The following is a 24,198-nucleotide window of genomic DNA, read 5'->3' on the forward strand; positions in this document are numbered from 1 at the left end:
GCGGCCGTCAGCGGCCGCGTCGTTCAAACCAGGCGGTGATCACATTCTCGAATCCCAACAGACAGTGGCCGAAAAACGGGTTGGGATAGTAGATATCGTGATCGTATTTTTGCCGGTCCTCAAACAGAAAGGTCATGTCGGCCTGCTGCGCCAGCGGGCTGTCGCCGTCGCCGCAGAAGGCCGCCAGCAGAATGCGGTTACGTTTCACCGCTTCGCCCCAGCTCAGCGCCGAGCCGCTGTTGCCCGACTTTGAAATCACGATCACCATGTCGAAGCGAAAGCGCGTCTCACGGTCAAGAATGTCGAAATCCGGCCACAGCGACAGATAACTGTCTACACCCAGCGTCATAAACTTGTTGTACATATATTGAGCCACCAGCTGCGAAAAACCGCTACCGTGGATCAGGATCTTGCCGTTGTCGAGCAGATCGAGAAACTGCGCCTGCTGGGCCGGCGGTGCCGCCGACGTAGCGCGTTCCGCCTGGTAGGCCGGCGCCATCGTCAGGTTGAACTTGATGAAATAGACCAGTTCGAGATAGCCGCGAAAGCCCAGCTTTTTAGCCAGCCGCACCAGCGTCGAGGGGGAACTGTAGCAGCGCGCGGACACCGCACGGATGCCGTCGTCGATGCAGGCGTCTGGGTTGTCGAGAATGCAGTGCAAAATCGTCAGATCCGTCTTGCTGAGCTCAGTCTGGCTGAAGACCTGTTTGAAATTCATCGCTGCCCTCGTTTATTCGCCAAAATTATTGTTTCGCACGCGCTTCACCGCCTGTCCAGCGCGAGACACACAAATTGTGATGCGCTTTAAGGCGCTGAACCCCTTGATTTGCCAGTGGGATAACCGCCTTTACCCACCCCGCCCCGGCCCCTATAATGGCCCCTTTCTGGGGTATGGCGCGGCCGAAAACGGCAGCCCATACGGGTTCGGCTCACTACTGCTGAAGGATACGCTGCATGAAAAAGTGGTCACATCTGCTCGCAGCCGGGATGATGGCGCTGAGTTTCTGCTCTGCAAACGCCTCTGACGGCAAAACGCTGTATTTCTATAACTGGACTGAATACGTCCCGCCGGGGCTGCTGGAGCAGTTCACCAAAGAAACCGGCATCAAGGTGATCTATTCCACCTATGAATCCAACGAAAGCATGTACGCCAAGCTGAAGACCTACAAAGACGGCGCGTACGATCTGGTGGTGCCTTCCACCTACTTCATCGCCAAGATGAGCAAGGAAGGCATGCTGCAAAAAATCGACAAGAGCAAGCTCAGCCACTTCAAGGATCTCGATCCCACCCTGCTGAACAAGCCGTTCGATCCCAACAACGACTACTCCATTCCTTACATCTGGGGTGCCACCGCCATCGGCGTCAACAGCGACGCGCAGGATCCGTCCACCGTCACCTCCTGGGCCGATCTGTGGCAACCGCAGTACAAAGGCCGCCTGCTGCTGACCGACGACGCGCGTGAAGTGTTCCAGATGGCGCTACTCAAGCTGGGCTATTCCGGCAACACCACTGACCCGAAAGAGATCGAAGCCGCCTACCACGAACTGCAGAAATTGATGCCGAACGTGCTGGCCTTCAACTCCGACAACCCGGGCAACCCGTTTATGGAAGGGGAAGTCAACGTCGGCATGGTGTGGAACGGTTCGGCCTTTGTGGCGCGCCAGGCCGGCACGCCGCTGGAGATCGTCTGGCCGAAGGAAGGCGGGATCTTCTGGATGGACAGCCTGGCCATTCCGGCCAACGCGCGCAACGTCGAAGGGGCGCTGAAACTGATCGACTTCCTGCTGCGGCCGGAAATCGCGGTGCAGGTGGCGGAGACCATCGGTTACCCGACGCCGAACCTGGCGGCGAAGAAGCTGCTGTCGCCGGAGATTGCCAACGACAAGTCTCTCTACCCGGATAAGGCGGTGATTGAGCACGGCGAGTGGCAAAACGACGTCGGCGACGCCAGCACGCTGTACGAAAGCTACTTCCAAAAGTTGAAAGCCGGGCGCTGATCGTCAAAGCAACGTGATTAACTTCGCTATCCACCATAAGGTGGATAGCGAAGTTGCCTGGATCTATTACATTATTCAATAAGGCACGACCCTGTAATAATACGGCAATGTTAATGCATTGGATAAATCTTGTAATTATGCATGGATAGCGGTATATTGACTAGATCATTACATTTTTTTTATTTATTATGAGGTGGTGGATGCGTATCGGAATTGCGAGCAATGGATACCCTGAAAAGCGGTGCATTACTGGGAATAAAAGCAACGACTTCCTCAACTTCGATAAAAAGAATCTATTCAAATACATTAATTTTCTGAACGGTAAACTGTTAAAAAAAGCGCCGTCATTCCTTTTTAAACCGCTTGCAGAAAAGTCCTCTGATAATGTTGATGTATTTCACTTTTTCAATCATGTCGGGCTAATAAATAAAAAGTGGGTTGCAACCTTTGAAACGGCTATCCCAAGAGTTCCGGGAATCATGGACACCCATAGAAAACCGGATGGGGAAAATGGCTATGTTCAGAACAAAAAGATCGCAACGTTGCTGTCAGCCATCGCTGACAATAATTGCCTCGGTATTTTAGCATTATCGCAATCCGCTTATAATATTCAAATGGCTGTGCTTGAAGCATACCCCGCCCTTGCCGATTCAGTTAAAAGCAAGATGCGCATCGTTCATCCGCCTCAGCAACTGCTGGTATCATCGATAGCCGACAAGCCGGCCGGCTCAGACAAGGTCAAGCTCATCTTTGTCGGCCGGGACTTCTACCGTAAAGGCGGCGCTGAAATCGTCCTTGCCGTCAGCGAGCTGATTGAGAGCGGAGATATTTTGGCTGACGACATTGATGTGACCTTGATCGGCGATCTGAGCAAAAGAGACAATTATGTTCATGGAGAATTCAAGGATGACCTGCCATTCTATGAGCGCATTGAGTCACTCGTAAAAGATTTATCCTGCATTTCCCATTTTGCATCAGTTCCTAATGAGCAAGTGATGCAAAAATTCATTACCAGCCAGATTGGGTTGTTGCCAACATGGGGTGACACTTATGGTTATTCTGTATTGGAAATGCAGGCCTGCGGATGCCCGGTGATGACAACCAGCGTTCGTGCGCTGACAGAAATAAACCCCGCGGAATCAGGCTGGATGATCGACGTGCCATGCAATAAATTCAAAGAGATTGTCATCAGTAGTTTCAATGACAAAGAGAAAGTTCGCAGTGCCATTGTGGCCGGGCTGAAGAAAAATATATCCAGCGCCGTTGCCGATAAAGCAGAAATTATCGTCAAAGCGCAAGCATCAATCGAGAGAATAAAAAGCGCGCATGCTCCCGACGCTTATTTCAAGTTGATCGACGCTATCTACAAAAGTAAATAGGAAATTTCTTTTTATTATTATTATTATCGCATCAAACGCCGAATGCGTTAATGTCGACGAAAAAAGCAGATCCGAACAACTCGCATCTGCTTTTTTCATTCCCAAACACCGTTATGGCCTGTCGGCTCGCGCCACCTTGCCCACCAGGAACTTGTGCACAAAACGCGGCACCACTTCGCTGGCCAGACCGTAGTGTTTCTCGTCGAACTGGCTCTCTACCTGGCTCGGTTCCAGGTTCAGCTCCATCGCGTAAGCGCCGCCCAGCCGCGCCTCATGCACGAAGCCGGCCGCCGGATAGACATGGCCGGAGGTGCCGATGGCGACGAAGAAATCGGCCTTGCTCAGCGCCTGGTAGATGTCGTCCATGCCCAGCGGCATCTCGCCGAACCACACCACGTGCGGCCGCAGCGGCGCCGGGAACTGGCAGCAATGGCAACGATCGTCAACGCTGAGATCGCCGGGCCATTCGAACACCTGCCCCGACTGGGTGCAGCGCACCTTCAGCAACTCGCCGTGCATGTGCAGCACCCGCTTGCTGCCGGCGCGCTCATGCAGGTTATCGATGTTTTGCGTGACCAACAGGAAGTTGTCCCCCAGCCACTCTTCCAGATCCGCCAGCGCGCGGTGCGCGGCGTTCGGGGCAATGTCCTCCGTCTGCAGCTGGCGGCGGCGTTCGTTGTAAAACGCCTGCACCAGCGCCGGATCGCGCTGAAAACCTTCCGGCGTGGCGACGTCCTCCACCCGGTGCTCTTCCCACAGCCCATCCGCGGCGCGGAAGGTGCGAATACCCGACTCGGCCGAAATGCCGGCCCCGGTCAACACCACCACAAACGGCTTTTTCAGCTCGGCCGCCGCCATGGTGTCACGGTGAAAAATGCGTGAACGAAAGCGCTGATGCAGCACATGCTTACTCTTGCGAAACTGACACAGCCGATGGCGAGTGTGCATTAACTCTCTCCTTACTTTTCCCTGTTTACCCTTCTTACTGGACGTTGAGGTGTGGTGGGCTGCATACATTCACGCCCGGCCTCAACGCCCATTACGTTGGGCGCGCCAAATTGAGGAACGCCGCGCCGCGCACGCCGCCGGCGTCGCCATAGCGCGCCCTCTCGATGCGCGGCAGCCGGGCCACCCGCAACAGGTGCGCCGGCAGCCGCTGCGGCAACGCCTGGTAAATGGCGTCGAAATTCGACAGCCCGCCGCCGATCACCACCAGGTGCGGATCCAGCACCGTCAGCAGGTTACCCAGGCAGATCGCCAGCACGTCCATAAAGCGATCGACGTGAGCCACCGCCTGCGGCTCGCACGCCTGATAATGCGCAATGATCTCGGTGGCAGGCAAGCGCCGGCCATAGAAATGGGCGTACATCCATTCGAAACCGCGGCCCGATATGTAATTTTCAATGCAACCGTGATGGCCGCACCCGCAGGCAACGCGAGGCACATCACGCCCCAGCACCTCGAGCGCGTCCACCGGCAGGCGCAAATGGCCGAACTCGCCGGCGATATAGTTGCGCCCAGGCACCGTCTTGCCATCGACGATCAGGCCGCCGCCCACGCCGGTGCCGAGGATGATGCCCAGCACCGTCGGGTAGCGGCGGAACTCGTCGTCCCAGGCTTCCGACAGCGCAAAACAGTTGGCGTCGTTGTCGACGCGCACCTCGCGCCCGATCAGCGCCGCCAGATCGCGCGGCAGCGGCCGCCCCATCGCCGCCGGCACGTTGGCGGTAAACAGCGTGCCATCATCATCGTTGGGCAGGCCCGGTATGCCGATGCCGACGCTGCCGCGCCGGCCGCAAAACGCATCCGCCTCAAGGGTCAGATCGCACAGCGTGGCCAGCAGCTGCCGGTAATCTTCACGCGGCGTCGGCACCCGTTTTTGCCAAATGCGCTGCAGGTTGCCGTCGAACACCCCCAGCTCAATCTTGGTGCCGCCCATATCGAAACCGTAGTACATAACCCATCCCCAGGCTAAAAAAACGGGGCGGCATCGCTGCCTCCCCGTTGGTGTTATTGTCCGCTCAGCACCCGCGCCGGATCGATGCGGCTGGCGCGCCTCGCCGGATACCAACTGGCCAACAGGCTCAGCACGATGGCGGTAGCCAGTACGATCAGCACGTCCAGCCAGTGCAGCTCGGAAGGCAGGAAGTCAATGAAGTAGATATCGCCCGACAGGAAGGAATGGCCGACCAGCTTCTCGATGCCGCGGATAATGTTGGTCAGCTGCAGCGAAGCGATCACCCCGATCACCACGCCGCTCAGGCTGCCCAGCAGCCCGGCCAAGAGTCCGTACCAGATGAAGATGGCGCGGATAAAGCCGTCTTTGGCGCCCAGGGTGCGCAGCACCGCGATGTCGGCGCTTTTGTCTTTCACCGCCATCACCAGCGTGGAGACGATGTTGAAGCAGGCCACGCCGATCACCAGCACCATCGCCAGATACATGATGGCGCGGATCATCTGGATGTCGCGGTACATGTAGCCGTACTTGCCGATCCAGCTTTTGATGTAGATATAAGAATTGGTCACTTCGCCGGCGTCGCGCACCAGTTTGTTGGCGGCGAATACGTCGTTCACCTTGATGGCGATACCCGTGACGCTGTCACCCATGTCGAGATACTGCTGCGCGTCGGCCAGCGGCACCAACGCCAGGCTGTGATCGAGCTGGCCGCTGAGCTGCAAAATGCCGGTCACGTGCAGGCGAATGCGCTTCGGCTGCAGCAGCTTCATCTCCGGGTCGCTGTTGGGGATCATCACCGTCACATAGGCGCCCTGCTTGACGCCCAGCGCGTCGGCCACGCCCTTGCCGAGGATCACCTGCTGCTCGCCGGGCTTGAAGTTGGCCCAGGCGTCGCCCTGCACATACTGCGGCAGCGCGCTCAGCCGGCTCTCCTGCTGCGGATCCACGCCTTTGACTTCCACCGCGCGCAGCTGCGCGCCGTTTTCCATCAGGCCGGTAAAGTTAATGTACGGCGCGGCGGCCAAGATACCCGGCACCTTTTCCACCCGCTGCAGAATCGACGGCCAGCCGCTGAACGGCTGATTGACCGGCTCAAGCTCGCCGTGCGGCACCACCGCCAGAATGCGGTTCTTCAGCTCGCGCTCAAAGCCGTTCATCGCGCTCAGCCCGACGATCAGCACCGCCACCCCCAGCGCAATGCCGATGGTGGAGATGACCGAGATCAGCGACACCATGCCGCCGCGTTTACGGCCGCGGCTGAAACGCAGGGCCGTCAGGAAGGACAGTGAGGCTCCCGCCATTACTCGGCCCCCATCAGGGTCAGCTGCGCCTGCAGGTGGCCGTCGGCCATTTCCAGCTGGCGGCTCAGGCGCTTGGCCAGCTGCAGATCGTGCGTCACCACCAGGAAAGCGGTGCCCTGGCGCACGTTCAGCTCGCCCAGCAGATCGAAGATGCTGTCCGCGGTGCGTTTATCCAGGTTACCGGTCGGTTCGTCCGCCAGCACCAACGCCGGGTTGTTGACCAACGCGCGCGCGATCGCCACGCGCTGACGTTCGCCGCCGGAGAGCTCGGACGGGCGGTGCTTGCTGCGTTTTTCCAGCCCGACCGCCGCCAGCATCTCCCGCGCCTTCTCCTGCGCCTGCGCCGGCTTGGCGCCGCCGATCAAGAGCGGCATGGCGGCGTTTTCCAGCGCGGTGAAGTCCGGCAACAGATGGTGGAACTGGTAGATGAAGCCCAGCTGGCGGTTGCGCAGCTCGGCCTTGGCCGCCGAAGACATGGCGTTCAGCGATTCGCCCTTGAAGATCACCTCGCCGGAGGTCGGCGAGTCCAGTCCGCCCAGCAAGTGCAACAGGGTGCTCTTGCCGGAACCCGAGCTGCCGACGATCGCCATCATCTCGCCCTGCTGCATGGCAAAGCTGACATTGCGCAGCACGTCGGTGTGCAGATTGCCTTCCTGATAGGTCTTGCACAGGTTGTCACACTGCAGCAAAAGATGGTTACTCATAACGTAAAGCCTCAGCGGGTTGTACGGCGGCAGCGCGCCATGAAGGATAAAGCGTGGACAACAGAGAAACCGCCATCGCCACCACGGCGATGATCGTCACCTGCAGCGGATCGACCGCCACCGGCAGCGAAGCGCCGTCGATCAAGGCGCCGAGGATCGGCATCAGATTGTTCAGATTGGTAGCCAGCAGCACGCCGAGCAGCGTGCCGAGCAGCGAACCGATGATGCCGGCGCTGGCGCCCTGCACCATAAATACCGACATGATCTGGCGGCGGGTCAGCCCCTGAGTCTGCAGAATGGCGACTTCGCCCTGCTTCTCCATCACCAGCAGGCCGAGCGAGGTGATGATGTTAAACGCCGCCACCGCCACGATCAGGCTGAGCAGCAGCCCCATCATGTTCTTCTCCATGCGCACCGCCTGGAACAGCTCGCCCTTGCGATCGCGCCAGTCTTTCCAGACGGTGCCCGCCGGCAGCGCCTGTTGGCTGAGGGTATCGACCGTCAGCGGCTGTTGCAGGAACAGGCGCCAGCCGGTGATGTTGCCGGCCGGGTAACGCATCAGGCGCGAAGCGTCCTGTTGGTTGACCAGCAGCTGATAGCCGTCCACCTCGCTGTTGGCGTGGAAGGTGCCGATGAGGGTGAACAAACGCTGGCTGGGAATGCGGCCCATTGGCGTGAACTGGCTGGCGCTCGGCACCATCACGCGCAGCGAATCGCCGCGCTTGACGCCAAGTTGCCCCGCCAGCTGTTCGCCGATGATGATGTTGTATTGGCCCGGCTGCAGCTGCTGTTGCTTGACGTTGACCAGATATGGGGTCAGCGGATCGGCCTCGTCGGGATTGACGCCGAGCATCACCCCGACCGCCACGCTGCGGGCGCTTTGCAGCACCACGTCACCGGTGGTCAGCGGCGCGACGCGCGTGACGCCCTGCAGCTTCTGCACCTCGGAGGCCGGCAGCTGCTGCGGGTTGACCGATCCTTGCGGACTGGTGACCAACGCCTGCGGCATCAGGCCGAGAATGTTGTTTTCCAGATCCTTTTCGAATCCGTTCATCACCGACAGCACGGTGACCAACGCCATCACCCCCAGCGTAATGCCGATGGTGGAAAGCCAGGAAACAAACCGCCCGAAGCGGTCTGAGGCTCGCCCGCGCATGTAGCGCAGGCCAATGAATAACGCGACAGGTTGATACATGAAATCCGTTTGATAGCCGTGGCTTAAGCAAAGTGATCATGGATAATAAAGGCTCTCCCTCGTTTAGGGAACACCCGACGGCCTTTTATTGCGTGGCGCAGACGAGAGCGGTGGCGGCAGATTAGCGCAAGATTTACCCGTCGCTGCAAAAAATCGACGGCGTTAACCGGTTAAATAACCGGCAAAAAAGCGATGGACAGCGCTTTTTGCTGTGTCAGTTTGCCGGCCGCTGGGCTACTATAAACAGCATAAAAGCGCTGGGTTATCCGTGCCGGGACGCCCTCTAACACATTGATTAAAGATACCTGAATGAGCACTTCCGATAGCCGTAACCGTTCTTCATCCCCTCGTTATTCTCTGCCCGATCGCGCGGGCGATCTGCGCCAGCTGGGGCAACTGACCGGCGCGGCCTGCGCCGTGGAGTGCGCCGAGATCGTCGAGCGCCACCCTGGCCCGGTGATGCTGATCGCGCCGGATATGCAAAACGCCCTGCGGCTGCGCGACGAGATCCAGCAGTTCACCGATCAGATGGTGACCACGCTGTCCGACTGGGAAACCCTGCCGTACGACAGCTTCTCGCCGCATCAGGAAATCATCTCGGATCGTTTGTCGAGCCTGTATCACCTGCCGACCATGGCGCGCGGCGTGATCATTCTGCCGGTCAACACCCTGATGCAGCGCGTCTGCCCGCACGAATTCCTGCACGGCCACGCGCTGGTGATGAAAAAAGGCCAGCGCCTGTCGCGCGATAAGCTGCGCGCGCAGCTGGAACAGGCCGGTTACCGCAGCGTCGATCAGGTGATGGAGCACGGCGAATTCGCCACCCGCGGCGCATTGCTCGATCTTTACCCGATGGGCAGCGATGAGCCTTACCGCATCGACTTCTTCGATGACGAAATCGACAGCCTGCGCATCTTCGACGTCGATACCCAGCGCACGCTGAGCGAAGTCGAGGCCATCAATCTGTTGCCGGCCCACGAGTTCCCCACCGACAAGAACGCCATCGAGCTGTTCCGCAGCCAGTGGCGCGAGCAGTTTGAGGTGCGTCGCGACGCCGAGCACATCTATCAGCAGGTCAGCAAAAGCGCCTGGCCCGCCGGTATCGAATACTGGCAGCCGCTGTTCTTCAGCCAGCCGCTGCCGTCGCTGTTCAGCTACCTGCCGGCCAATACGCTGATCGTCAATACCGGCGATCTGGAGGGTGCCGCCGAGCGCTTCTGGCAGGACGTCAACCAGCGTTACGAAAGCCGCCGCGTCGATCCGATGCGCCCGCTGCTGGCGCCGGATACGCTGTGGCTGCGCGTTGACGCGCTGTTCGGCGAGCTGAAAGCCTGGCCGCGCATCGCGCTGAAAACCGATGAGCTGCCGGCCAAGGCCGGCAATACCAATCTGGATTACCATGCCCTGCCCGATCTGGCGGTGCAGGCGCAGCATAAATCCCCGCTGGATAATCTGCGGCGCTTTATCGAAGGCTTCGACGGCAGCGTGATTTTCTCCGTCGAGAGCGAGGGGCGGCGTGAAACGCTGCAGGATCTGCTCGGCCGCATCAAGCTGGCGCCGGCGCTGATCCAGCGTCTCGATCAGGCGGAAACCGCGGGCCGTTACATGATGGTCGGCGCCGCCGAACACGGTTTCCTCGACGGCCTGCGCCAGCGTGCACTGATCTGCGAAAGCAATCTGCTCGGCGAGCGCGTCAGCCGCCGCCGGCAGGACAACCGGCGCACCATCAACACCGATACCCTGATCCGCAACCTGGCGGAGCTGCATCCCGGCCAGCCGGTGGTGCATCTGGAGCACGGCGTTGGCCGCTATGTCGGCCTGACCACGCTGGAAGCCGGCGGCATCAAGGCTGAATACCTGATCCTCTCCTACGCCGGTGAGGACAAGCTGTACGTGCCGGTCTCATCGCTGCACCTGATCAGCCGTTACGCCGGCGGCGCGGATGAAAACGCCCCGCTGCACAAGCTGGGCGGCGACGCCTGGACACGCGCGCGGCAAAAAGCGGCCGAACGGGTGCGCGACGTGGCGGCGGAGCTGCTGGATATTTACGCCCAGCGCGCCGCCAAGGCCGGTTTCGCCTTCAAGCATAACCGCGAACAATACCAACTGTTCTGCCAGACCTTCCCATTCGAAACCACGCCGGACCAGGAACAGGCGATCAATGCGGTGCTGAGCGACATGTGCCAGCCGCTGGCGATGGACCGCCTGGTGTGCGGCGACGTCGGCTTCGGCAAAACCGAAGTGGCGATGCGCGCCGCCTTCCTGGCGGTGGAAAACGGCAAGCAGGTGGCGGTGCTGGTGCCGACCACCCTGCTGGCGCAGCAGCACTTCGACAACTTCCGCGATCGCTTCGCCACCTGGCCGATCCGCATCGAGATGATGTCGCGCTTCCGCAGCGCCAAAGAGCAGCAGCAGGTGCTGGACGACGCGGCCGAAGGCAAAGTGGACATCATCATCGGCACGCACAAACTGCTGCAGAGCGATCTGCGCTGGAAGGATTTGGGGCTGCTAATCGTCGATGAAGAGCACCGCTTTGGCGTGCGCCACAAGGAGCGCATCAAAGCGATGCGCGCCGACGTCGATATCCTGACGCTGACCGCCACGCCGATCCCGCGTACGCTGAACATGGCGATGAGCGGCATGCGCGATCTGTCGATCATCGCCACTCCGCCGGCGCGCCGCTTGGCGGTGAAGACCTTCGTGCGCGAATACGACAGTCTGGTGGTGCGCGAGGCGATCCTGCGCGAAGTGCTGCGCGGCGGCCAGGTTTACTACCTCTACAACGACGTGGAAAACATCGAGAAAGCGGCGCAACGCCTGGCTGAGCTAGTGCCGGAGGCGCGCATCGCCATCGGTCACGGTCAGATGCGCGAACGCGATCTGGAACGGGTGATGAACGATTTCCACCACCAGCGCTTCAACGTGCTGGTGTGCACGACCATCATCGAAACCGGCATCGATATCCCCAGCGCCAACACCATCATCATCGAGCGGGCCGATCGCTTCGGCCTGGCGCAGCTGCACCAACTGCGCGGCCGCGTCGGGCGTTCGCACCATCAGGCTTACGCCTATCTGTTGACGCCAAACCCGAAAGCCATGGGCACCGACGCCCATAAACGGCTAGAGGCCATCGCGTCGCTGGAAGATCTCGGCGCCGGTTTCGCGCTGGCGACCCACGATCTGGAGATCCGCGGCGCCGGCGAGCTGCTGGGCGAAGACCAGAGCGGCCAGATGACCACCGTCGGCTTCTCGCTCTATATGGAATTGCTGGAAAGCGCCGTCGATGCGTTGAAAAACGGCCGCGAACCGTCGCTGGAAGATCTCACCAGCAGCCAGACCGAGGTAGAGTTGCGCATGCCGGCGCTGCTGCCGGAAGATTTCATTCCCGACGTCAATACCCGCCTGTCGCTGTATAAGCGCATCGCCAGCGCGAAGAACGACGGTGAGCTTGACGAGCTGAAGGTCGAGCTGATCGATCGCTTCGGCCAGTTGCCGGATGCGGCGCGCAACCTGTTGCAGTGCGCGGCGCTGCGCCTGCATGCGCAGAAGCTGGGGATCAAACGCATCGAGAGCAACGAGCGCGGCGGCTTTATCGAGTTCGGCGACAATAACCGCGTCGATCCCGGCTATCTGATCGGTCTGCTGCAGGGCAATCCGCAGGTTTACCGCCTGGACGGCCCGAGCAAGCTGAAGTTCACGCTCGATCTGGCCGATCGTCAGAAGCGCCTGACGTTCACCGAAGAGTTGCTGAACGCCTTCCGCGAACACACGCTGGCGGCCTGAGGCAACGCCCCCGTCGCTACGTCGGGGGCGGCCATTTATACCCGGCGTCTTTCAAACCGCAGCGTTGTTACCTGCACGTTCTTACCCCAGTCACTTACCTGAGTAAGCTCCAGGGGATGCGATCGCTGGGCGCCTGGCTGCAATTTGCAATCCATAGGGTATACACAGTCTATTAATAGAGTAGCAGTTCTATCTTATCGCCAAGCCGTCTATCTCACGACGCCCGCTTCAGGCTACTCTGTGCGTTGTGTTATCGGGGGAGAACCGCATGAATATCGACGATGAACTGCAAGCGCTCAGCGAACAGGAAGCGACGCTGGCCTTTACCCATTTTGACGCCGCCACCGCCTGGGAACTGGGCGCGGCGCTGAAAACCGCCGCCGAGCGGCGCGGCCTGAGCATCGCCATCGAGATCCAACTTGCCGGGCAGACGCTGTTTTATTACGCCATGCCGGGGGCAACGCCGGACATTGCCGACTGGGTGCGGCGCAAGCGCAATCTGGTGAACCATTTTCACAAAAGCTCTTACGCCATCGGCCTGCGCCTGCAGCAACGGCAAACGTCGCTGGAGGAGCGTTACGGGCTGAGCGTGCGTGACTATTCGGTGCACGGCGGCGCCTTCCCGCTCACCCTGACCGGCCTCGGCTGCGTCGGCAGCATCAGCATTTCCGGCGCGCCGCAGAAGGAAGATCACCAGCTGCTGGTGAGCACTTTAGCCCACTTTCTCGGCTTATCCCTGCCCACTCTGTAATAACCGTTAAAACCTTGACTATCACTTTTCTTGTCAGCCGCAGAATCTGCGGCTGAATTCTCTATTATCGAAATTTAGCGCCGAACAAAAGGGCGACTCTCTGATTTCCTGCGCCAAATTGATACAGGTCTGGTAATCCGCTGAACAAAAGGCGTATGGTATCTGTCACGTGACAAGACGGACCTCATCGGGCCCGCCATTCCTTTCACTTTTGAAGATTTGGTACGCACCGTAGATGAAAACGCATGAAATAAACAAAATTCGCCCCTTCAGCGCGCTGATAGACGCCTGCTGGCGGGAACCTTATAACCTGGCGCGGTTGCTGAAAGACGCTATCGCCGGGGTGACGGTCGGTATTATCGCCATTCCGCTGGCGATGGCGTTGGCGATCGCCAGCGGCGTGCCGCCGCAGTATGGTCTGTATACCGCCGCCATCGCCGGCATCGTCATCGCCCTCAGCGGCGGTTCGCGCTACAGCGTCTCCGGCCCCACCGCCGCCTTCGTGGTGATCCTCTATCCGGTCTCGCAGCAGTTCGGCCTGGCCGGTCTGCTGGTCGCCACGCTGATCTCCGGGGTATTTCTGCTGCTGATGGGGCTCGCACGCTTTGGCAGGCTGATCGAGTACATTCCGCTGCCGGTCACGCTCGGCTTTACCTCCGGCATCGCCATCACCATCGCCACCATGCAGATCAAGGACTTCTTCGGCCTGCAGCTGACGCACACGCCGGAAAATTACGTCGGCAAGCTGTACGCCCTGCTGCAGGCGCTGCCGACGCTGGATCTCGGCGATACCCTGATCGGTGCCGTGACGCTGCTGATTTTGATCTTCTGGCCCAAGCTCGGCCTGCGGGTGCCCGGCCACCTGCCGGCGCTGCTGGCGGGCACTGCGCTGATGGGGCTGCTGACGCTGTTTGACCACCCGGTGGCAACCATCGGCTCCCGCTTCAGCTACCTGCTGGCCGATGGCAGCAGCGGCCAGGGCATTCCGCCGATCCTGCCACAGCTGCTGCTGCCTTGGGATCTGCCGGGCGGCGGCGGGCAGCCGTTCACCCTGAGTTGGCAAACCGTTTCCGCGCTGCTACCGGCGGCGTTTTCGATGGCGATGCTCGGCGCGATTGAGTCGCTGCTGTGCGCAGTGGTGCTCGACGGCATGACCGGCAAGAAGCATAACTCGAACAGCGAATTAATCGGCCAGGGTGCGGGCAACATCATCGCGCCGTTCTTCGGCGGCATCACCGCGACCGCTGCGATTGCCCGATCGGCCGCCAACGTGCGCGCCGGCGCCACCTCGCCGGTGTCCGCCATCATCCACGCACTGCTGGTGCTGTTGGCGCTGCTGGTTCTGGCGCCGTGGCTCTCTTATCTGCCGCTGGCGGCGATGGCGGCGCTGCTGTTGATGGTCGCCTGGAACATGAGCGAGGCGCACAAAGTGATTTACCTGCTGCGCCGAGCGCCGAAGGACGACATTCTGGTGCTGCTGCTGTGCATGTCGCTGACGGTGCTGTTCGACATGGTGATCGCCATTACCGTGGGCATCGTGTTGGCGTCGCTGCTGTTTATGCGCCGCATCGCCCGCATGACGCGGCTGAGCGAGCTGAGCGCCGACGATGGCCGCCTGGTGCTGCGAGTGAATGGCCCGCTGTTCTTCGCCGCCGCCGAGCGTATCTTTAGCGAACTGCTGGCGCGCAGCGAGGATTACCGGACGATCGTGCTGCAGTGGGATGCGGTGCCGGTGCTCGACGCCGGCGGCCTGAGCGCCCTGCGGCGCTTTATCGACGTGCTGCCGGCGGATAAAAAGCTGGTGATCACCGACGTGCCGTTCCAGCCGCTGAAAACCCTGGCGCGCGCGCGGGTGCAGCCGATCGAGGGCCGCTTGCAGTTCTACCCGACGCTGCCGGAAGCGCTGGCGGCCACCGGCGCCTAAACGTAAAAAAGCCCGACGCGTCGGGCTTTTTTTTGGCGATGAGCGCTTAGTTGCTGGTATCCAGCTCCGGGAAGCTCTTCACCAGGTCGTCGATGGCTTTCATCTGCGCCAGGAACGGTTCCAGCTTGTCCAACGGCAGCGCGGACGGTCCGTCGCACTTGGCGTTGTTCGGATCCGGGTGCGCCTCGAGGAACAGCCCTGCCAGGCCAACCGCCATGCCGGCACGCGCCAGCTCGGCCACCTGAGCGCGACGGCCGCCGGACGCGGCGCCGAACGGATCGCGGGTCTGCAGCGCGTGGGTCACGTCGAAGATCACCGGATGGCCGCCGGTCACGTTCTTCATCACGTTGATGCCCAGCATGTCGACCACCAGGTTGTCATAGCCAAAGTTGCTGCCGCGATCGCACAGGATCACCTGGTCGTTGCCGCCCTCTTTGAACTTGTCGACGATGTTGCCCATCTGCCCCGGGCTGACGAACTGCGGCTTCTTGACGTTGATCACCGCGCCGGTTTTCGCCATCGCTTCCACCAGATCGGTCTGACGCGCCAGGAAGGCCGGCAGCTGGATCACGTCAACCACTTCAGAAACCGGCTGCGCCTGTGCCGCTTCGTGCACGTCGGTGATGATTTTCACGCCGAAGGTTTTTTTCAGCTCTTCGAAGATCTTCATCCCTTCTTCCAGGCCCGGACCGCGGTACGAGTGAATGGAAGAACGGTTGGCCTTGTCGAAAGAGGCTTTGAATACGTAAGGAATGCCCAGTTTTTGCGTCACGGTGACGTAGTGCTCGCAGATGCTCATCGCCAGATCGCGCGATTCCAGCACGTTCATACCGCCAAACAGCACAAACGGCAGGTCGTTTGCTACGTCGATGTCGCCAATGCTAACCACTTTCTGTTTCATGCTTTCGCCTTTGTTAAGGTTGTAACCGTCGCCTTGCAAACTGCACGGAGTCATTAAATTAATGCAGCGTCACCTGTTTCGGCTCAATCGAATGGATCTGCACTTTGATCACTTCGCTGACCGGGTCTTCAGGGCACTGCTCGACAAAATAGTTGAGATCGGAAATCGCGATATGGTTGCACTCCAGCTGGGCGTAAATCAGCCCGCGGTCGCGGATCTCGTACGGATCTTCCGGATCGAAGCACAACACCGTTTCACTGGTGCGCAGCGCCATTTCCAGCTGCTTTTCTTCCATCAGAGCGGCCTTCAGCGTATCCAGCATCTTGCGCACCACCATGATGTTCTCGGATTCGTCGAGATCGTCGTCTTCCAGCTCGGCACCCAAGCCCAGGTTGCCCTTAATCCACACTTCCAGCTGGTGTTCGCTCAGGGTTTCGCCGTTCAGCGGGTTGATCAGCCACAGCTCTTCATCCAGCCAATCGGCGCGCAGGATCAGCTGAGTGGGGAAAATCACCGGCAGCAGCGGCAGATCCAGCGCGTTGGCGATGTGCAGGAAGATGGTGCCGAGCGAAACCGGCGTGCCCTGCCGCCCCTCCAGCACCTTGTCCAGCCAGATGGCGTCCGACAGGCGGTACACGCCGCTGGCGCCGCCGAATCCCCAGGTCTTGTAGAACAGTTCAATGAGCGCATCCAGTTGCTGCTCCTGAGTGATATCGGCCGGCACCACCGCGCGCGCTTCGTCCACCAGCTGTTGCAGCTTGCGCTCCACGTCGGCAGCCGGGAAATCGCGCCGCACCGACTGCGACACCAGGATCACCCCTTCGCTCAGCGGCGAGGTGTTAAATTCAAAATCAGCAATGCTACTCATAGGTATCCCATCAGAAACGGTATTTTCGTCGTGGCAAGTTTAATTATCAGGTACAGGCAGCCCAACGCCAGCACGAACGCCACGGTTCGCAGCCGCTGACTTTTGGTCTTCTTGCCCAATGCGACGTAGCCAAGCAGGATATAGATAATAACGCCAAACAGCTTCTCGGTCAGCCATGAGTCCATACCCAGCAGCGGATAAAACCCGAACGTCGCCACCAGCGCGATGCCGCTGACGAACAGCAGCGTGTCATTCAGGTGCGGCGCTATCTTGACCCAGCGGCGCCCCATGATCGGCGAACGGCGCCACTGCCAAAAGAAACGCAGCACAAACAAGGTAATACTGATGGCGACCGTCAGCAAATGGAAATGTTTCAACGCGGTGTATGCAGTCATGATGCTCCCTTAAATGGCCCGGGCGTCGTTATTATGAGGGCGCTTATCCCGGCCATTGGCCGAGCGTCACGCGGTCGTTGTCGCCGTAATCACGGTGGGTGGCGACAGCGGAAAATCCGGCGGCCTGCAGCAGCGCGCGCACGCTCTCACCCTGCTGCCAGCCATGTTCCAACAGCAGCCAGCCCTGCGGCTGCAGATAGTGCGGCGCCTGGCGCACGATGGCGGCCAGATCCGCCAACCCGTGCTCGGCGGCGACCAGCGCACTGCCCGGCTCGAAGCGCACGTCGCCCTGCGACAAATGCGGATCGGCGGCATCGATATAGGGCGGATTGCTGGCGATCAGCGCGAAACGTTGCCCCGCGACGGGCGCAAACCAGCTGCCCTGTAAAAATCGGACGTTGTCGATCTTCAGCTTGTGCGCATTGTGCTGCGCCAGCGCAACCGCCTCCGGCTGCACATCGACGCCGATAGCCGAACAATCCGGGCGCTCGCTGGCCAGCGCCAGCGCGATGGCGCCGGTGCCGGTGCCGAGATCGAGGAAGTGGCAGGGTTGCGGCGGCAGGCGCGCCAGCGCCAGTTCCACCAGGCATTCGGTATCCGGGCGCGGGATCAGCGTCGCGGGCGAGACCGACAGCGGCAGCGACCAAAACTCGCGCTCGCCCACCAGATAGGCCACCGGCTCACCGCGTTCGCGGCGCGCCAGCAGCGTCTCCAGCTGCTGTTGCTGCGGCGGCGTCAGCAGGGTTTCCCCGAACGCCATCAGGAAGGTTCTGGCCTTGCCGGTCACGAAACCCAACAGGATTTCCGCGTCACGCCGGGCGCTGTCGCTGTGGGTCAAACGCGCGGCGGCGGCTTTCAGCCAGTGTTGATAATCCATCACTCTTGCTCGGCGGACAGCGCAGCCAGCTGATCGGCCTGATACTCCTGCACGATCGGCTGGATCAGCATGTCCAGTTTGCCTTCCATCACTTCATCCAGACGGTAGAGCGTCAGGTTGATGCGGTGGTCGGTCACCCGCCCCTGCGGGAAGTTGTAGGTGCGGTTGCGATCGGAACGATCGCCGCTGCCCAGCAGGTTGCGGCGAGTGGACGCCTCGGCTTGCTGGCGCTTGGCCATCTCGGCGGCGCGAATGCGCGCGCCCAGCACCGACATCGCCTTGGCTTTGTTTTTGTGCTGTGAACGTTCGTCCTGGCACTCCACCACGATGCCGGTCGGCAGGTGGGTAATGCGGATCGCCGAATCGGTGGTGTTAACGTGCTGACCGCCGGCGCCGGAGGAACGGAAGGTGTCGATTTTCAGATCGCCCGGGTTGATGTCCGGCAGCTCGGCTTCCGGCACTTCCGGCATCACCGCCACGGTGCAGGCGGAGGTGTGGATGCGCCCCTGGGATTCGGTTTCCGGCACGCGCTGCACGCGGTGGCCGCCGGATTCAAACTTCAGTTGGCCGTACACGCCGTCGCCGGAAACTTTGGCGATCACTTCTTTGAAGCCGCCGTGTTCGCCTTCGTTGGCGCTCATCACCTCGACGCGCCAGCGGCGGCCTTCGGCGTAACGGCTGTACATGCGGAACAGATCGCCGGCGAAGATCGCCGCCTCATCGCCGCCGGTGCCGGCGCGCACTTCAAGGAAGCAGCTGCGCTCATCATCCGGATCTTTCGGCAGCAGCAACACCTGCAGCTGCTGTTCCAGCTCTTCGCTGCTCGCCCGCGCCTGTTTCAGCTCTTCCTGCGCCATCTCGCGCATCTCCGGATCGTCCAGCATCATTTCCGCCGTTTCCAGATCCTCCTGCACCTGACGCCATTCCAGGAAGCAGCGGCTGACGTCGGTCAGCTGCGCGTATTCTCGCGACAGCGCGCGGAACCGGTCTTGATCGGCGATGACGCCGGCATCGCCGAGCAGCGCCTGCACTTCTTCATGGCGCTCTTGTAACGCTTCCAGTTTGGCAACAATAGAAGGCTTCATGCGTGGTAATAAACCCTGTTAATAGAGAAAACTAATGCTGATCCAGCCCGAGGCTGTCGCGTAATAACTGCAACCGCTCCACGTCGCCGTCGCCGGCGGCCTGCTGGAGGGATTTGGTGGGGGCATGAATAAGACGGTTGGTCAGTTTATGGGCCAGCTCGTGAATAACCTGCTCCACGTTGGCGCCCTGCGCGATGGCGGCCAGCGCTTTGGCCTCCATTTCTGCGCGGATCTGGTCGGCCTGCGAGCGGTAGTCGCGGATGGTTTCCACCGCGCCCTGCGAACGCAGCCAGGCCATGAAGTTGGTGCTTTCCTGCTGTACGATCGACTCCGCCTGCACCGCCGCCGCTTTGCGCTGCGCCAGGTTGCTTTGAATGATGGCGTGCAGATCGTCCACGCTGTACAGATAGGCGTTGGCCAGTTTGCCGACCTCCGGCTCAATATCGCGCGGTACGGCGATATCCACCAGCAGCATCGGCTGGTTGCGGCGCGCTTTCAGCGCCCGCTCCACCATCCCCTTGCCGATGATCGGCAGCGGGCTGGCGGTGGAACTGATAATGATGTCGGCGTCCGCCAGGCGTTCGTCGATCTCCGGCAGAGTGATCACTTCCGCGCCGACTTCCTCCGCCAGCAATTGCGCGCGCTCGCGGGTGCGGTTAGCGATGATCATATGCCGCACTTTGTGTTCGCGCAGGTGGCGCGCCACCAGCTCGATGGTTTCACCGGCGCCCACCAGCAAGACGTTGAGATCGGCCAGCGATTCGAAGATCTGCCGCGCCAGCGTACAGGCGGCGAAAGCCACGGAGACCGCGCTGGCGCCGATTTCGGTTTCGGTGCGCACGCGCTTGGCGACGGAGAAGGATTTCTGGAACAGGCGCTCCAGCTCGCCGGACAGCGACTGGCCGCGTTGGGATTCTGCGAAGGCCTTTTTCACCTGGCCGAGGATTTGCGGTTCGCCCAGCACCAGCGAATCCAACCCGCTGGCCACCCGCATCAGATGGCTGACCGCGTCATTGCCTTGATGCCAGTAGAGGCTTTTCTTCACCTCTTCCGGACGCAGATTGTGGTAGGCGCACAGCCAGGCGACCAGCTGTTCGTGCATGTGCTCCTGCTGCTCCACGCTGAGGTACAGCTCGGTGCGGTTGCAGGTGGACAACACGACGCCGCCCTGCACCAACGGTTGTTGGAGCAAGCTGGTCAGCGCCTCATCGATGGACTCTGGCGAGAAGGTCACCCTTTCACGCAGAGAAACCGGAGCGGTTTTGTGATTTATACCTAACGCCAGCAGGGTCATTGCTTCGAGTAATACTTCTGTTGGTACGGGTTCTCGTTGAACGGCATTCTACTTGATGCGCGGGATCAATAAAAGTAACAACCGCATCTTCCGTTCAATCGCTGTCATAGACGACATCAATTAATGAATAAGTAATAAATACAGCGGGATAAATAGTCAAAGGGTAGGCAGATGGTTTAAATTTTAGCGCAGTTTGCGAAGACGCGCACGCTATTCGGCGCACATAACGGCGGCGTTTGCGCAACTCTGCACCGCTTATCGGGAGCGCCTCCCCCGCCTTCAGGCGATTGTGTTACGCTTAATGGCAACCCCGACGCGCGCGCCGCGTTGGCACTACGCCGATAAACGCGGCAAGATTCAACGCGATGCAGCAAAAAATTGACGCGCCGCCGCCACCCCGTTAGCGTGAGCGCTGAATCCGGGTTTCGTCGCGCATGCCCGCAAGGACAAAAGGACAAGAAAAAGTTATGCCAATACGCAAAGTTAGTTTGCTCCGTCTGATCCCGCTGGCCAGCCTGGTGCTGGCCGCCTGTACCACCACCAAGCCAACCGGCCCGGCCACCAGCCCGACCTCACCGCAGTGGCGCGCCCATGAGCAGGCGGTGCAGCAGCTTAGCACCTATCAGACCCGCGGCTCCTTCGCCTACTTGTCTGATCAGAAAAAAGTCTATGCCCGCTTCTTCTGGCAGCAGTTTTCGCCGGAGCGCTACCGCCTGCTGCTGACTAACCCGCTGGGCAGCACGGAAATGGATCTCAACGTACAGAAAAACGTGGTGCAGCTGACCGACAACCAGGGCAAACGCTACGTCAGCGACAACCCGGAAGAGATGATCCGCAAGCTGACCGGGATGGCGATCCCGCTGAACAACCTGCGCCAGTGGATGGTCGGCCTGCCGGGCGAAGCCAGCGATTTTGCGCTGGATGACCAATATCGCCTGAGCAAACTGACCTACCAACAAGGCGGTCAAACCTGGAAGGTGGATTACCAGAGCTACAGCACCGAGGTGCAGCCGACGCTGCCGAACCGTCTGGAGCTGCAGCAGGGCGACCAACGCATCAAACTGAAAATGGATAACTGGACGCTCAAATGATCCGCCAGTGGCCCTCCCCCGCGAAGCTCAACCTGTTTCTGTACATCACCGGCCGTCGTGAAGACGGCTATCACCTGCTGCAGACGCTGTTCCAGTTTTTGGACTACGGCGACACCCTGACCATTGACCCGCGCCAGGACGATCGCATTAACCTGCTGACGCCGGTCGACGGCGTGCCGGACGAGCAGAACCTGATCGTGCGCGCCGCCCGCCTGCTGCAGCGCTATTGTGATGAACAGGGTCTGCAGACCGCACCGCGCGGCGCCGACATCAGCATCGACAAGCGCCTGCCGATGGGCGGAGGTTTGGGCGGCGGCTCCTCCAACGCCGCCACCGTGCTGGTGGCGCTGAACGAACTGTGGCGCTGCGGCCTTGACGACGACCAACTGGCAGAGCTGGGACTCAGCCTTGGCGCCGACGTGCCGGTGTTCGTGCGCGGCCACGCCGCCTTCGCCGAAGGCATCGGCGAGCGCCTGCAGCCGGCCGAGCCGCAGGAAAAATGGTATCTGGTGGCGCATCCTGGCGTCGGTATCCCGACACCGCTTATCTTCGGCGACCCCGAATTGCAAAGAGACACCCCGGTTCGCTCCTTAAGTGAGCTGTTGCAGGCGCCGTACGCAAATGATTGCGAACCGATCGCAAGAAAACGTTTTCGCGAGGTTGAACAGCTTCTTTCATGGCTGTTAGAATACGCCCCGTCACGCCTGACTGGCACAGGTGCTTGTGTGTTTGCTGAATTCGACACAGAAATCGCCGCCCGTCAGGTGTTAAATCAAGCCCCGGAGTGGTTGTGTGGTTTTGTAGCGCGCGGCGTTAACGTCTCCCCACTACATCGCATTCGTTCCGGGCGGTTTGAGTCGTAGCTCAACGTTTCGCTGCGCAGGGTCATGCACACCTGGCCCTGTTATCCCTGCGCTGCCTGCGGTCTCAATTTTAGTTTTACATACCCGTATGTATATTGCGCCGGCGTCGCCGACTGCCCCTTGGCGATGTCGTATGACAATATCTTCTCTGGACGCAAGCCTGAGGTTCTTCTCGTGCCTGATATGAAGCTTTTTGCTGGTAACGCCACCCCGGAACTAGCACAACGTATTGCCAACCGTTTGTACACCAGCCTTGGTGACGCCGCTGTAGGTCGTTTTAGCGACGGCGAAGTGAGCGTGCAAATCAACGAAAATGTACGCGGCGGTGATATTTTCATCATCCAGTCCACCTGTGCCCCGACCAACGACAACCTGATGGAACTGGTTGTGATGGTCGACGCCCTGCGTCGCGCCTCCGCAGGTCGTATTACCGCCGTTATCCCTTACTTCGGCTATGCCCGCCAGGATCGCCGCGTGCGTTCCGCGCGTGTGCCAATCACCGCCAAGGTGGTTGCCGATTTCCTCTCCAGCGTAGGGGTTGACCGCGTTCTGACGGTGGATCTGCATGCTGAGCAGATTCAAGGCTTCTTCGACGTACCGGTAGACAACGTGTTCGGCAGCCCGATCCTGCTGGAAGACATGCTGCAGCAGAACCTGGAAAACCCGATCGTGGTTTCCCCGGACATCGGCGGCGTCGTGCGCGCCCGCGCCATCGCCAAACTGCTGAACGACACCGACATGGCCATCATCGACAAACGCCGCCCGCGCGCGAACGTTTCTCAGGTGATGCACATCATCGGTGACGTGGCAGGCCGCGACTGCGTGCTGGTCGACGACATGATCGACACCGGCGGCACCTTGTGTAAAGCGGCTGAAGCGTTGAAAGAACGCGGTGCCAAGCGCGTATTCGCCTACGCGACGCACCCGATCTTCTCCGGCAACGCCGTGGACAACATCAAGAACTCGGTGATTGATGAAGTGATCGTCTGCGACACCATTCCGCTGTCGCCGGAAATCAAGGCACTGAAAAACGTTCGCACTCTGACCCTGTCCGGCATGCTGGCTGAAGCCATCCGCCGCATCAGCAACGAAGAGTCGATCTCTGCGATGTTCGAGCATTAATTCGTCGTCTTTCCGGTGCGGCGCCCACTGCGCCGGAAAGATAGCGCGCCCGACAGCAGAAAAAGAAAAACCCGTTGGTGCGCGAGCAACAACGGGTTTTCTACTTGTAGTCCGACATGACCTCAAACCTTAATGCACGGCAGATGTTCCCTTGCCCCGCTCTTGCTTCCCTTCTGCTTTTTTAATCAATGCGACGAACGATGTTGATCGTTGCGGCACCGTTTATCAAAGTGTTTTACCCACCAGTAACGATCCGCCACCTGTTCGCGGCCGCCGATACGCGCGCCCACCAGCCACAACAGCGCGCCGACGAAGATGCTCATGATGGCGCCGTGGGCGAAAAATTGCGGCAGATTGAACTGGGATACTTCAGCAATAATTGAGTATCCGACGCCGCCGATCATCACGACCAGCCCCAGCCCCATAAAAAAGTTGCCCACTCTGTCCGCGCTTCTACGTTTCATATGCCACCTCCATGATTGCCATGTGCCAACCGGGATAACGCTGCAACTTGTTAACCCACTTTGATAAGTTAAGTATAGTCCCTGTTGCGGCAAGGGGATTGCGGAGGCGATCACAAATGGTAAAGAATTATTGACACTTCTTAACACGGCGCTGAAAATTAGCGGACAAATTGAATTATTCAGCTAATGAATCATTCGTCTTTCTTACCCAGGGCGACGGCAGAGATCGGGTTTTGTCATTCATCG

The 24,198-nt window shown here is 60.1% G+C and carries 22 protein-coding genes; 9 read left to right on the forward strand and 13 right to left on the reverse strand.

Translation table 11 applies throughout. From position 1 onward, the window contains the following. Window positions 1–7: 7 nt before the first annotated feature. Complete coding sequence (locus tag ACOWVD_RS06505; protein WP_015377585.1) at window positions 8–718, reverse strand: MurR/RpiR family transcriptional regulator; 711 nt, start codon at window positions 716–718, stop codon at window positions 8–10. Here ACOWVD_RS06505 and ACOWVD_RS06510 point away from each other — a divergent pair. The 3 genes from ACOWVD_RS06510 (at window position 708) to ACOWVD_RS06520 (ending at window position 3,377) form a co-directional block, all read left to right on the forward strand. Next, window positions 708–1,025, forward strand: a complete 318-nt coding sequence (locus ACOWVD_RS06510; RefSeq protein ID WP_152903402.1) for a hypothetical protein — start codon at window positions 708–710, stop codon at window positions 1,023–1,025. The genes ACOWVD_RS06505 and ACOWVD_RS06510 overlap by 11 nt on opposite strands. After that, window positions 955–1,998 carry a spermidine/putrescine ABC transporter substrate-binding protein PotD gene (gene potD, locus ACOWVD_RS06515; protein ID WP_015377584.1) on the forward strand — a complete coding sequence of 348 codons (1,044 nt, stop codon included), beginning with the start codon at window positions 955–957 and terminating at the stop codon, window positions 1,996–1,998. Before ACOWVD_RS06510 ends, potD begins: the two co-directional genes overlap by 71 nt. 200 nt (window positions 1,999–2,198) lie before the next feature. After that, complete coding sequence (locus ACOWVD_RS06520; RefSeq protein WP_049240228.1) at window positions 2,199–3,377, forward strand: glycosyltransferase; 1,179 nt, start codon at window positions 2,199–2,201, stop codon at window positions 3,375–3,377. A gap of 111 nt (window positions 3,378–3,488) precedes the next feature. Here ACOWVD_RS06520 and cobB read toward each other — a convergent pair whose 3' ends face one another. The 5 genes from cobB to lolC all read right to left on the reverse strand — a co-directional run bounded on the left by cobB (window position 3,489) and on the right by lolC (window position 8,534). Then, the gene (cobB, locus tag ACOWVD_RS06525) at window positions 3,489–4,325 is read right to left on the reverse strand and encodes a Sir2 family NAD+-dependent deacetylase (protein WP_049240229.1); all 837 of its coding nucleotides are present in this window, start codon (window positions 4,323–4,325) and stop codon (window positions 3,489–3,491) included. A 91-nt stretch (window positions 4,326–4,416) separates the two neighbouring features. Further along, window positions 4,417–5,334 carry an N-acetylglucosamine kinase gene (nagK, locus tag ACOWVD_RS06530; protein ID WP_197798801.1) on the reverse strand — a complete coding sequence of 306 codons (918 nt, stop codon included), beginning with the start codon at window positions 5,332–5,334 and terminating at the stop codon, window positions 4,417–4,419. A 53-nt stretch (window positions 5,335–5,387) separates the two neighbouring features. Further along, window positions 5,388–6,635 (reverse strand): lipoprotein-releasing ABC transporter permease subunit LolE, encoded by a 1,248-nt coding sequence (gene lolE / locus ACOWVD_RS06535; protein WP_049240231.1) that lies wholly within the window; start codon window positions 6,633–6,635, stop codon window positions 5,388–5,390. After that, window positions 6,635–7,339: a lipoprotein-releasing ABC transporter ATP-binding protein LolD gene (gene lolD, locus ACOWVD_RS06540; RefSeq protein ID WP_004941120.1), complete on the reverse strand. Its 705-nt coding sequence runs from the start codon at window positions 7,337–7,339 to the stop codon at window positions 6,635–6,637. The genes lolE and lolD overlap by 1 nt, the downstream gene beginning before the upstream one ends. Further along, window positions 7,332–8,534: a lipoprotein-releasing ABC transporter permease subunit LolC gene (gene lolC, locus ACOWVD_RS06545; RefSeq protein WP_004941116.1), complete on the reverse strand. Its 1,203-nt coding sequence runs from the start codon at window positions 8,532–8,534 to the stop codon at window positions 7,332–7,334. Before lolC ends, lolD begins: the two co-directional genes overlap by 8 nt. A 309-nt stretch (window positions 8,535–8,843) precedes the next feature. Here lolC and mfd point away from each other — a divergent pair, with 309 nt between their 5' ends. The 3 genes from mfd to dauA all read left to right on the forward strand — a co-directional run bounded on the left by mfd (window position 8,844) and on the right by dauA (window position 14,992). Beyond that, window positions 8,844–12,317, forward strand: coding sequence for a transcription-repair coupling factor (mfd, locus tag ACOWVD_RS06550; RefSeq protein ID WP_421105510.1), 3,474 nt, complete (start codon window positions 8,844–8,846; stop codon window positions 12,315–12,317). 268 nt (window positions 12,318–12,585) lie between these two features. After that, window positions 12,586–13,068: a heme-degrading domain-containing protein gene (locus tag ACOWVD_RS06555; RefSeq protein WP_048323000.1), complete on the forward strand. Its 483-nt coding sequence runs from the start codon at window positions 12,586–12,588 to the stop codon at window positions 13,066–13,068. Between the two features lie 235 nt (window positions 13,069–13,303). After that, a complete protein-coding gene (gene dauA / locus ACOWVD_RS06560) occupies window positions 13,304–14,992 on the forward strand; it encodes a C4-dicarboxylic acid transporter DauA (RefSeq protein ID WP_421105511.1) in 1,689 nt (562 codons plus the stop codon). A 46-nt stretch (window positions 14,993–15,038) separates the two neighbouring features. Here the strand turns inward: dauA and kdsA are convergent, their stop codons facing one another. Genes kdsA through hemA form a run of 6 tightly spaced genes read right to left on the reverse strand, consistent with a single transcriptional unit; the run spans window position 15,039 to window position 20,412 of the window. Continuing rightward, entirely contained in the window at window positions 15,039–15,893 is an 855-nt protein-coding gene (kdsA, locus tag ACOWVD_RS06565) for a 3-deoxy-8-phosphooctulonate synthase (RefSeq protein WP_004941087.1), read from the reverse strand. Between the two features lie 58 nt (window positions 15,894–15,951). After that, entirely contained in the window at window positions 15,952–16,761 is an 810-nt protein-coding gene (gene sirB1 / locus ACOWVD_RS06570; protein ID WP_015377575.1) for an invasion regulator SirB1, read from the reverse strand. Beyond that, a complete protein-coding gene (locus tag ACOWVD_RS06575) occupies window positions 16,758–17,159 on the reverse strand; it encodes a SirB2 family protein (protein ID WP_170310327.1) in 402 nt (133 codons plus the stop codon). Before ACOWVD_RS06575 ends, sirB1 begins: the two co-directional genes overlap by 4 nt. Before the next feature lie 40 nt (window positions 17,160–17,199). Next, window positions 17,200–18,033 carry a peptide chain release factor N(5)-glutamine methyltransferase gene (gene prmC / locus ACOWVD_RS06580; protein ID WP_049188211.1) on the reverse strand — a complete coding sequence of 278 codons (834 nt, stop codon included), beginning with the start codon at window positions 18,031–18,033 and terminating at the stop codon, window positions 17,200–17,202. Then, window positions 18,033–19,118, reverse strand: coding sequence for a peptide chain release factor 1 (gene prfA, locus ACOWVD_RS06585; RefSeq protein WP_033652048.1), 1,086 nt, complete (start codon window positions 19,116–19,118; stop codon window positions 18,033–18,035). The genes prmC and prfA overlap by 1 nt, the downstream gene beginning before the upstream one ends. A gap of 31 nt (window positions 19,119–19,149) precedes the next feature. Beyond that, entirely contained in the window at window positions 19,150–20,412 is a 1,263-nt protein-coding gene (gene hemA / locus ACOWVD_RS06590) for a glutamyl-tRNA reductase (RefSeq protein ID WP_004941072.1), read from the reverse strand. Between the two features lie 467 nt (window positions 20,413–20,879). Between hemA and lolB the strand changes: the two genes are divergently transcribed. The 3 genes from lolB (at window position 20,880) to prs (ending at window position 23,488) form a co-directional block, all read left to right on the forward strand. Beyond that, window positions 20,880–21,503: a lipoprotein insertase outer membrane protein LolB gene (lolB, locus tag ACOWVD_RS06595; protein ID WP_004941069.1), complete on the forward strand. Its 624-nt coding sequence runs from the start codon at window positions 20,880–20,882 to the stop codon at window positions 21,501–21,503. Continuing rightward, on the forward strand, window positions 21,500–22,366 hold the full coding sequence (ispE, locus tag ACOWVD_RS06600) for a 4-(cytidine 5'-diphospho)-2-C-methyl-D-erythritol kinase (RefSeq protein WP_049240236.1): 867 nt from the start codon (window positions 21,500–21,502) through the stop codon (window positions 22,364–22,366). Before lolB ends, ispE begins: the two co-directional genes overlap by 4 nt. A 174-nt stretch (window positions 22,367–22,540) precedes the next feature. Further along, the gene (gene prs, locus ACOWVD_RS06605) at window positions 22,541–23,488 is read left to right on the forward strand and encodes a ribose-phosphate diphosphokinase (RefSeq protein WP_004941061.1); all 948 of its coding nucleotides are present in this window, start codon (window positions 22,541–22,543) and stop codon (window positions 23,486–23,488) included. 185 nt (window positions 23,489–23,673) lie between these two features. Here prs and ychH read toward each other — a convergent pair whose 3' ends face one another. Further along, on the reverse strand, window positions 23,674–23,952 hold the full coding sequence (ychH, locus tag ACOWVD_RS06610; RefSeq protein ID WP_004941056.1) for a stress-induced protein YchH: 279 nt from the start codon (window positions 23,950–23,952) through the stop codon (window positions 23,674–23,676). Window positions 23,953–24,198: the final 246 nt, after the last annotated feature.

The organism is Serratia sp. SA088 (genome assembly GCF_049065515.1).
Taxonomy (GTDB): domain Bacteria; phylum Pseudomonadota; class Gammaproteobacteria; order Enterobacterales; family Enterobacteriaceae; genus Serratia; species Serratia nematodiphila.

What these genes read in the sequence shown, in the direction of transcription:
- ACOWVD_RS06505 (WP_015377585.1), bottom strand. Translation starts at nt 718, where the DNA reads ATGAATTTCAAACAGGTCTTCAGCCAGACTGAGCTCAGCAAGACGGAT.
- potD (WP_015377584.1), top strand. Translation starts at nt 955, where the DNA reads ATGAAAAAGTGGTCACATCTGCTCGCAGCCGGGATGATGGCGCTGAGT.
- ACOWVD_RS06520 (WP_049240228.1), top strand. Translation starts at nt 2,199, where the DNA reads ATGCGTATCGGAATTGCGAGCAATGGATACCCTGAAAAGCGGTGCATT.
- cobB (WP_049240229.1), bottom strand. Translation starts at nt 4,325, where the DNA reads ATGCACACTCGCCATCGGCTGTGTCAGTTTCGCAAGAGTAAGCATGTG.
- nagK (WP_197798801.1), bottom strand. Translation starts at nt 5,334, where the DNA reads ATGTACTACGGTTTCGATATGGGCGGCACCAAGATTGAGCTGGGGGTG.
- lolE (WP_049240231.1), bottom strand. Translation starts at nt 6,635, where the DNA reads ATGGCGGGAGCCTCACTGTCCTTCCTGACGGCCCTGCGTTTCAGCCGC.
- lolD (WP_004941120.1), bottom strand. Translation starts at nt 7,339, where the DNA reads ATGAGTAACCATCTTTTGCTGCAGTGTGACAACCTGTGCAAGACCTAT.
- lolC (WP_004941116.1), bottom strand. Translation starts at nt 8,534, where the DNA reads ATGTATCAACCTGTCGCGTTATTCATTGGCCTGCGCTACATGCGCGGG.
- mfd (WP_421105510.1), top strand. Translation starts at nt 8,844, where the DNA reads ATGAGCACTTCCGATAGCCGTAACCGTTCTTCATCCCCTCGTTATTCT.
- ACOWVD_RS06555 (WP_048323000.1), top strand. Translation starts at nt 12,586, where the DNA reads ATGAATATCGACGATGAACTGCAAGCGCTCAGCGAACAGGAAGCGACG.
- dauA (WP_421105511.1), top strand. Translation starts at nt 13,304, where the DNA reads ATGAAAACGCATGAAATAAACAAAATTCGCCCCTTCAGCGCGCTGATA.
- kdsA (WP_004941087.1), bottom strand. Translation starts at nt 15,893, where the DNA reads ATGAAACAGAAAGTGGTTAGCATTGGCGACATCGACGTAGCAAACGAC.
- sirB1 (WP_015377575.1), bottom strand. Translation starts at nt 16,761, where the DNA reads ATGAGTAGCATTGCTGATTTTGAATTTAACACCTCGCCGCTGAGCGAA.
- prmC (WP_049188211.1), bottom strand. Translation starts at nt 18,033, where the DNA reads ATGGATTATCAACACTGGCTGAAAGCCGCCGCCGCGCGTTTGACCCAC.
- prfA (WP_033652048.1), bottom strand. Translation starts at nt 19,118, where the DNA reads ATGAAGCCTTCTATTGTTGCCAAACTGGAAGCGTTACAAGAGCGCCAT.
- hemA (WP_004941072.1), bottom strand. Translation starts at nt 20,412, where the DNA reads ATGACCCTGCTGGCGTTAGGTATAAATCACAAAACCGCTCCGGTTTCT.
- lolB (WP_004941069.1), top strand. Translation starts at nt 20,880, where the DNA reads ATGCCAATACGCAAAGTTAGTTTGCTCCGTCTGATCCCGCTGGCCAGC.
- ispE (WP_049240236.1), top strand. Translation starts at nt 21,500, where the DNA reads ATGATCCGCCAGTGGCCCTCCCCCGCGAAGCTCAACCTGTTTCTGTAC.
- ychH (WP_004941056.1), bottom strand. Translation starts at nt 23,952, where the DNA reads ATGAAACGTAGAAGCGCGGACAGAGTGGGCAACTTTTTTATGGGGCTG.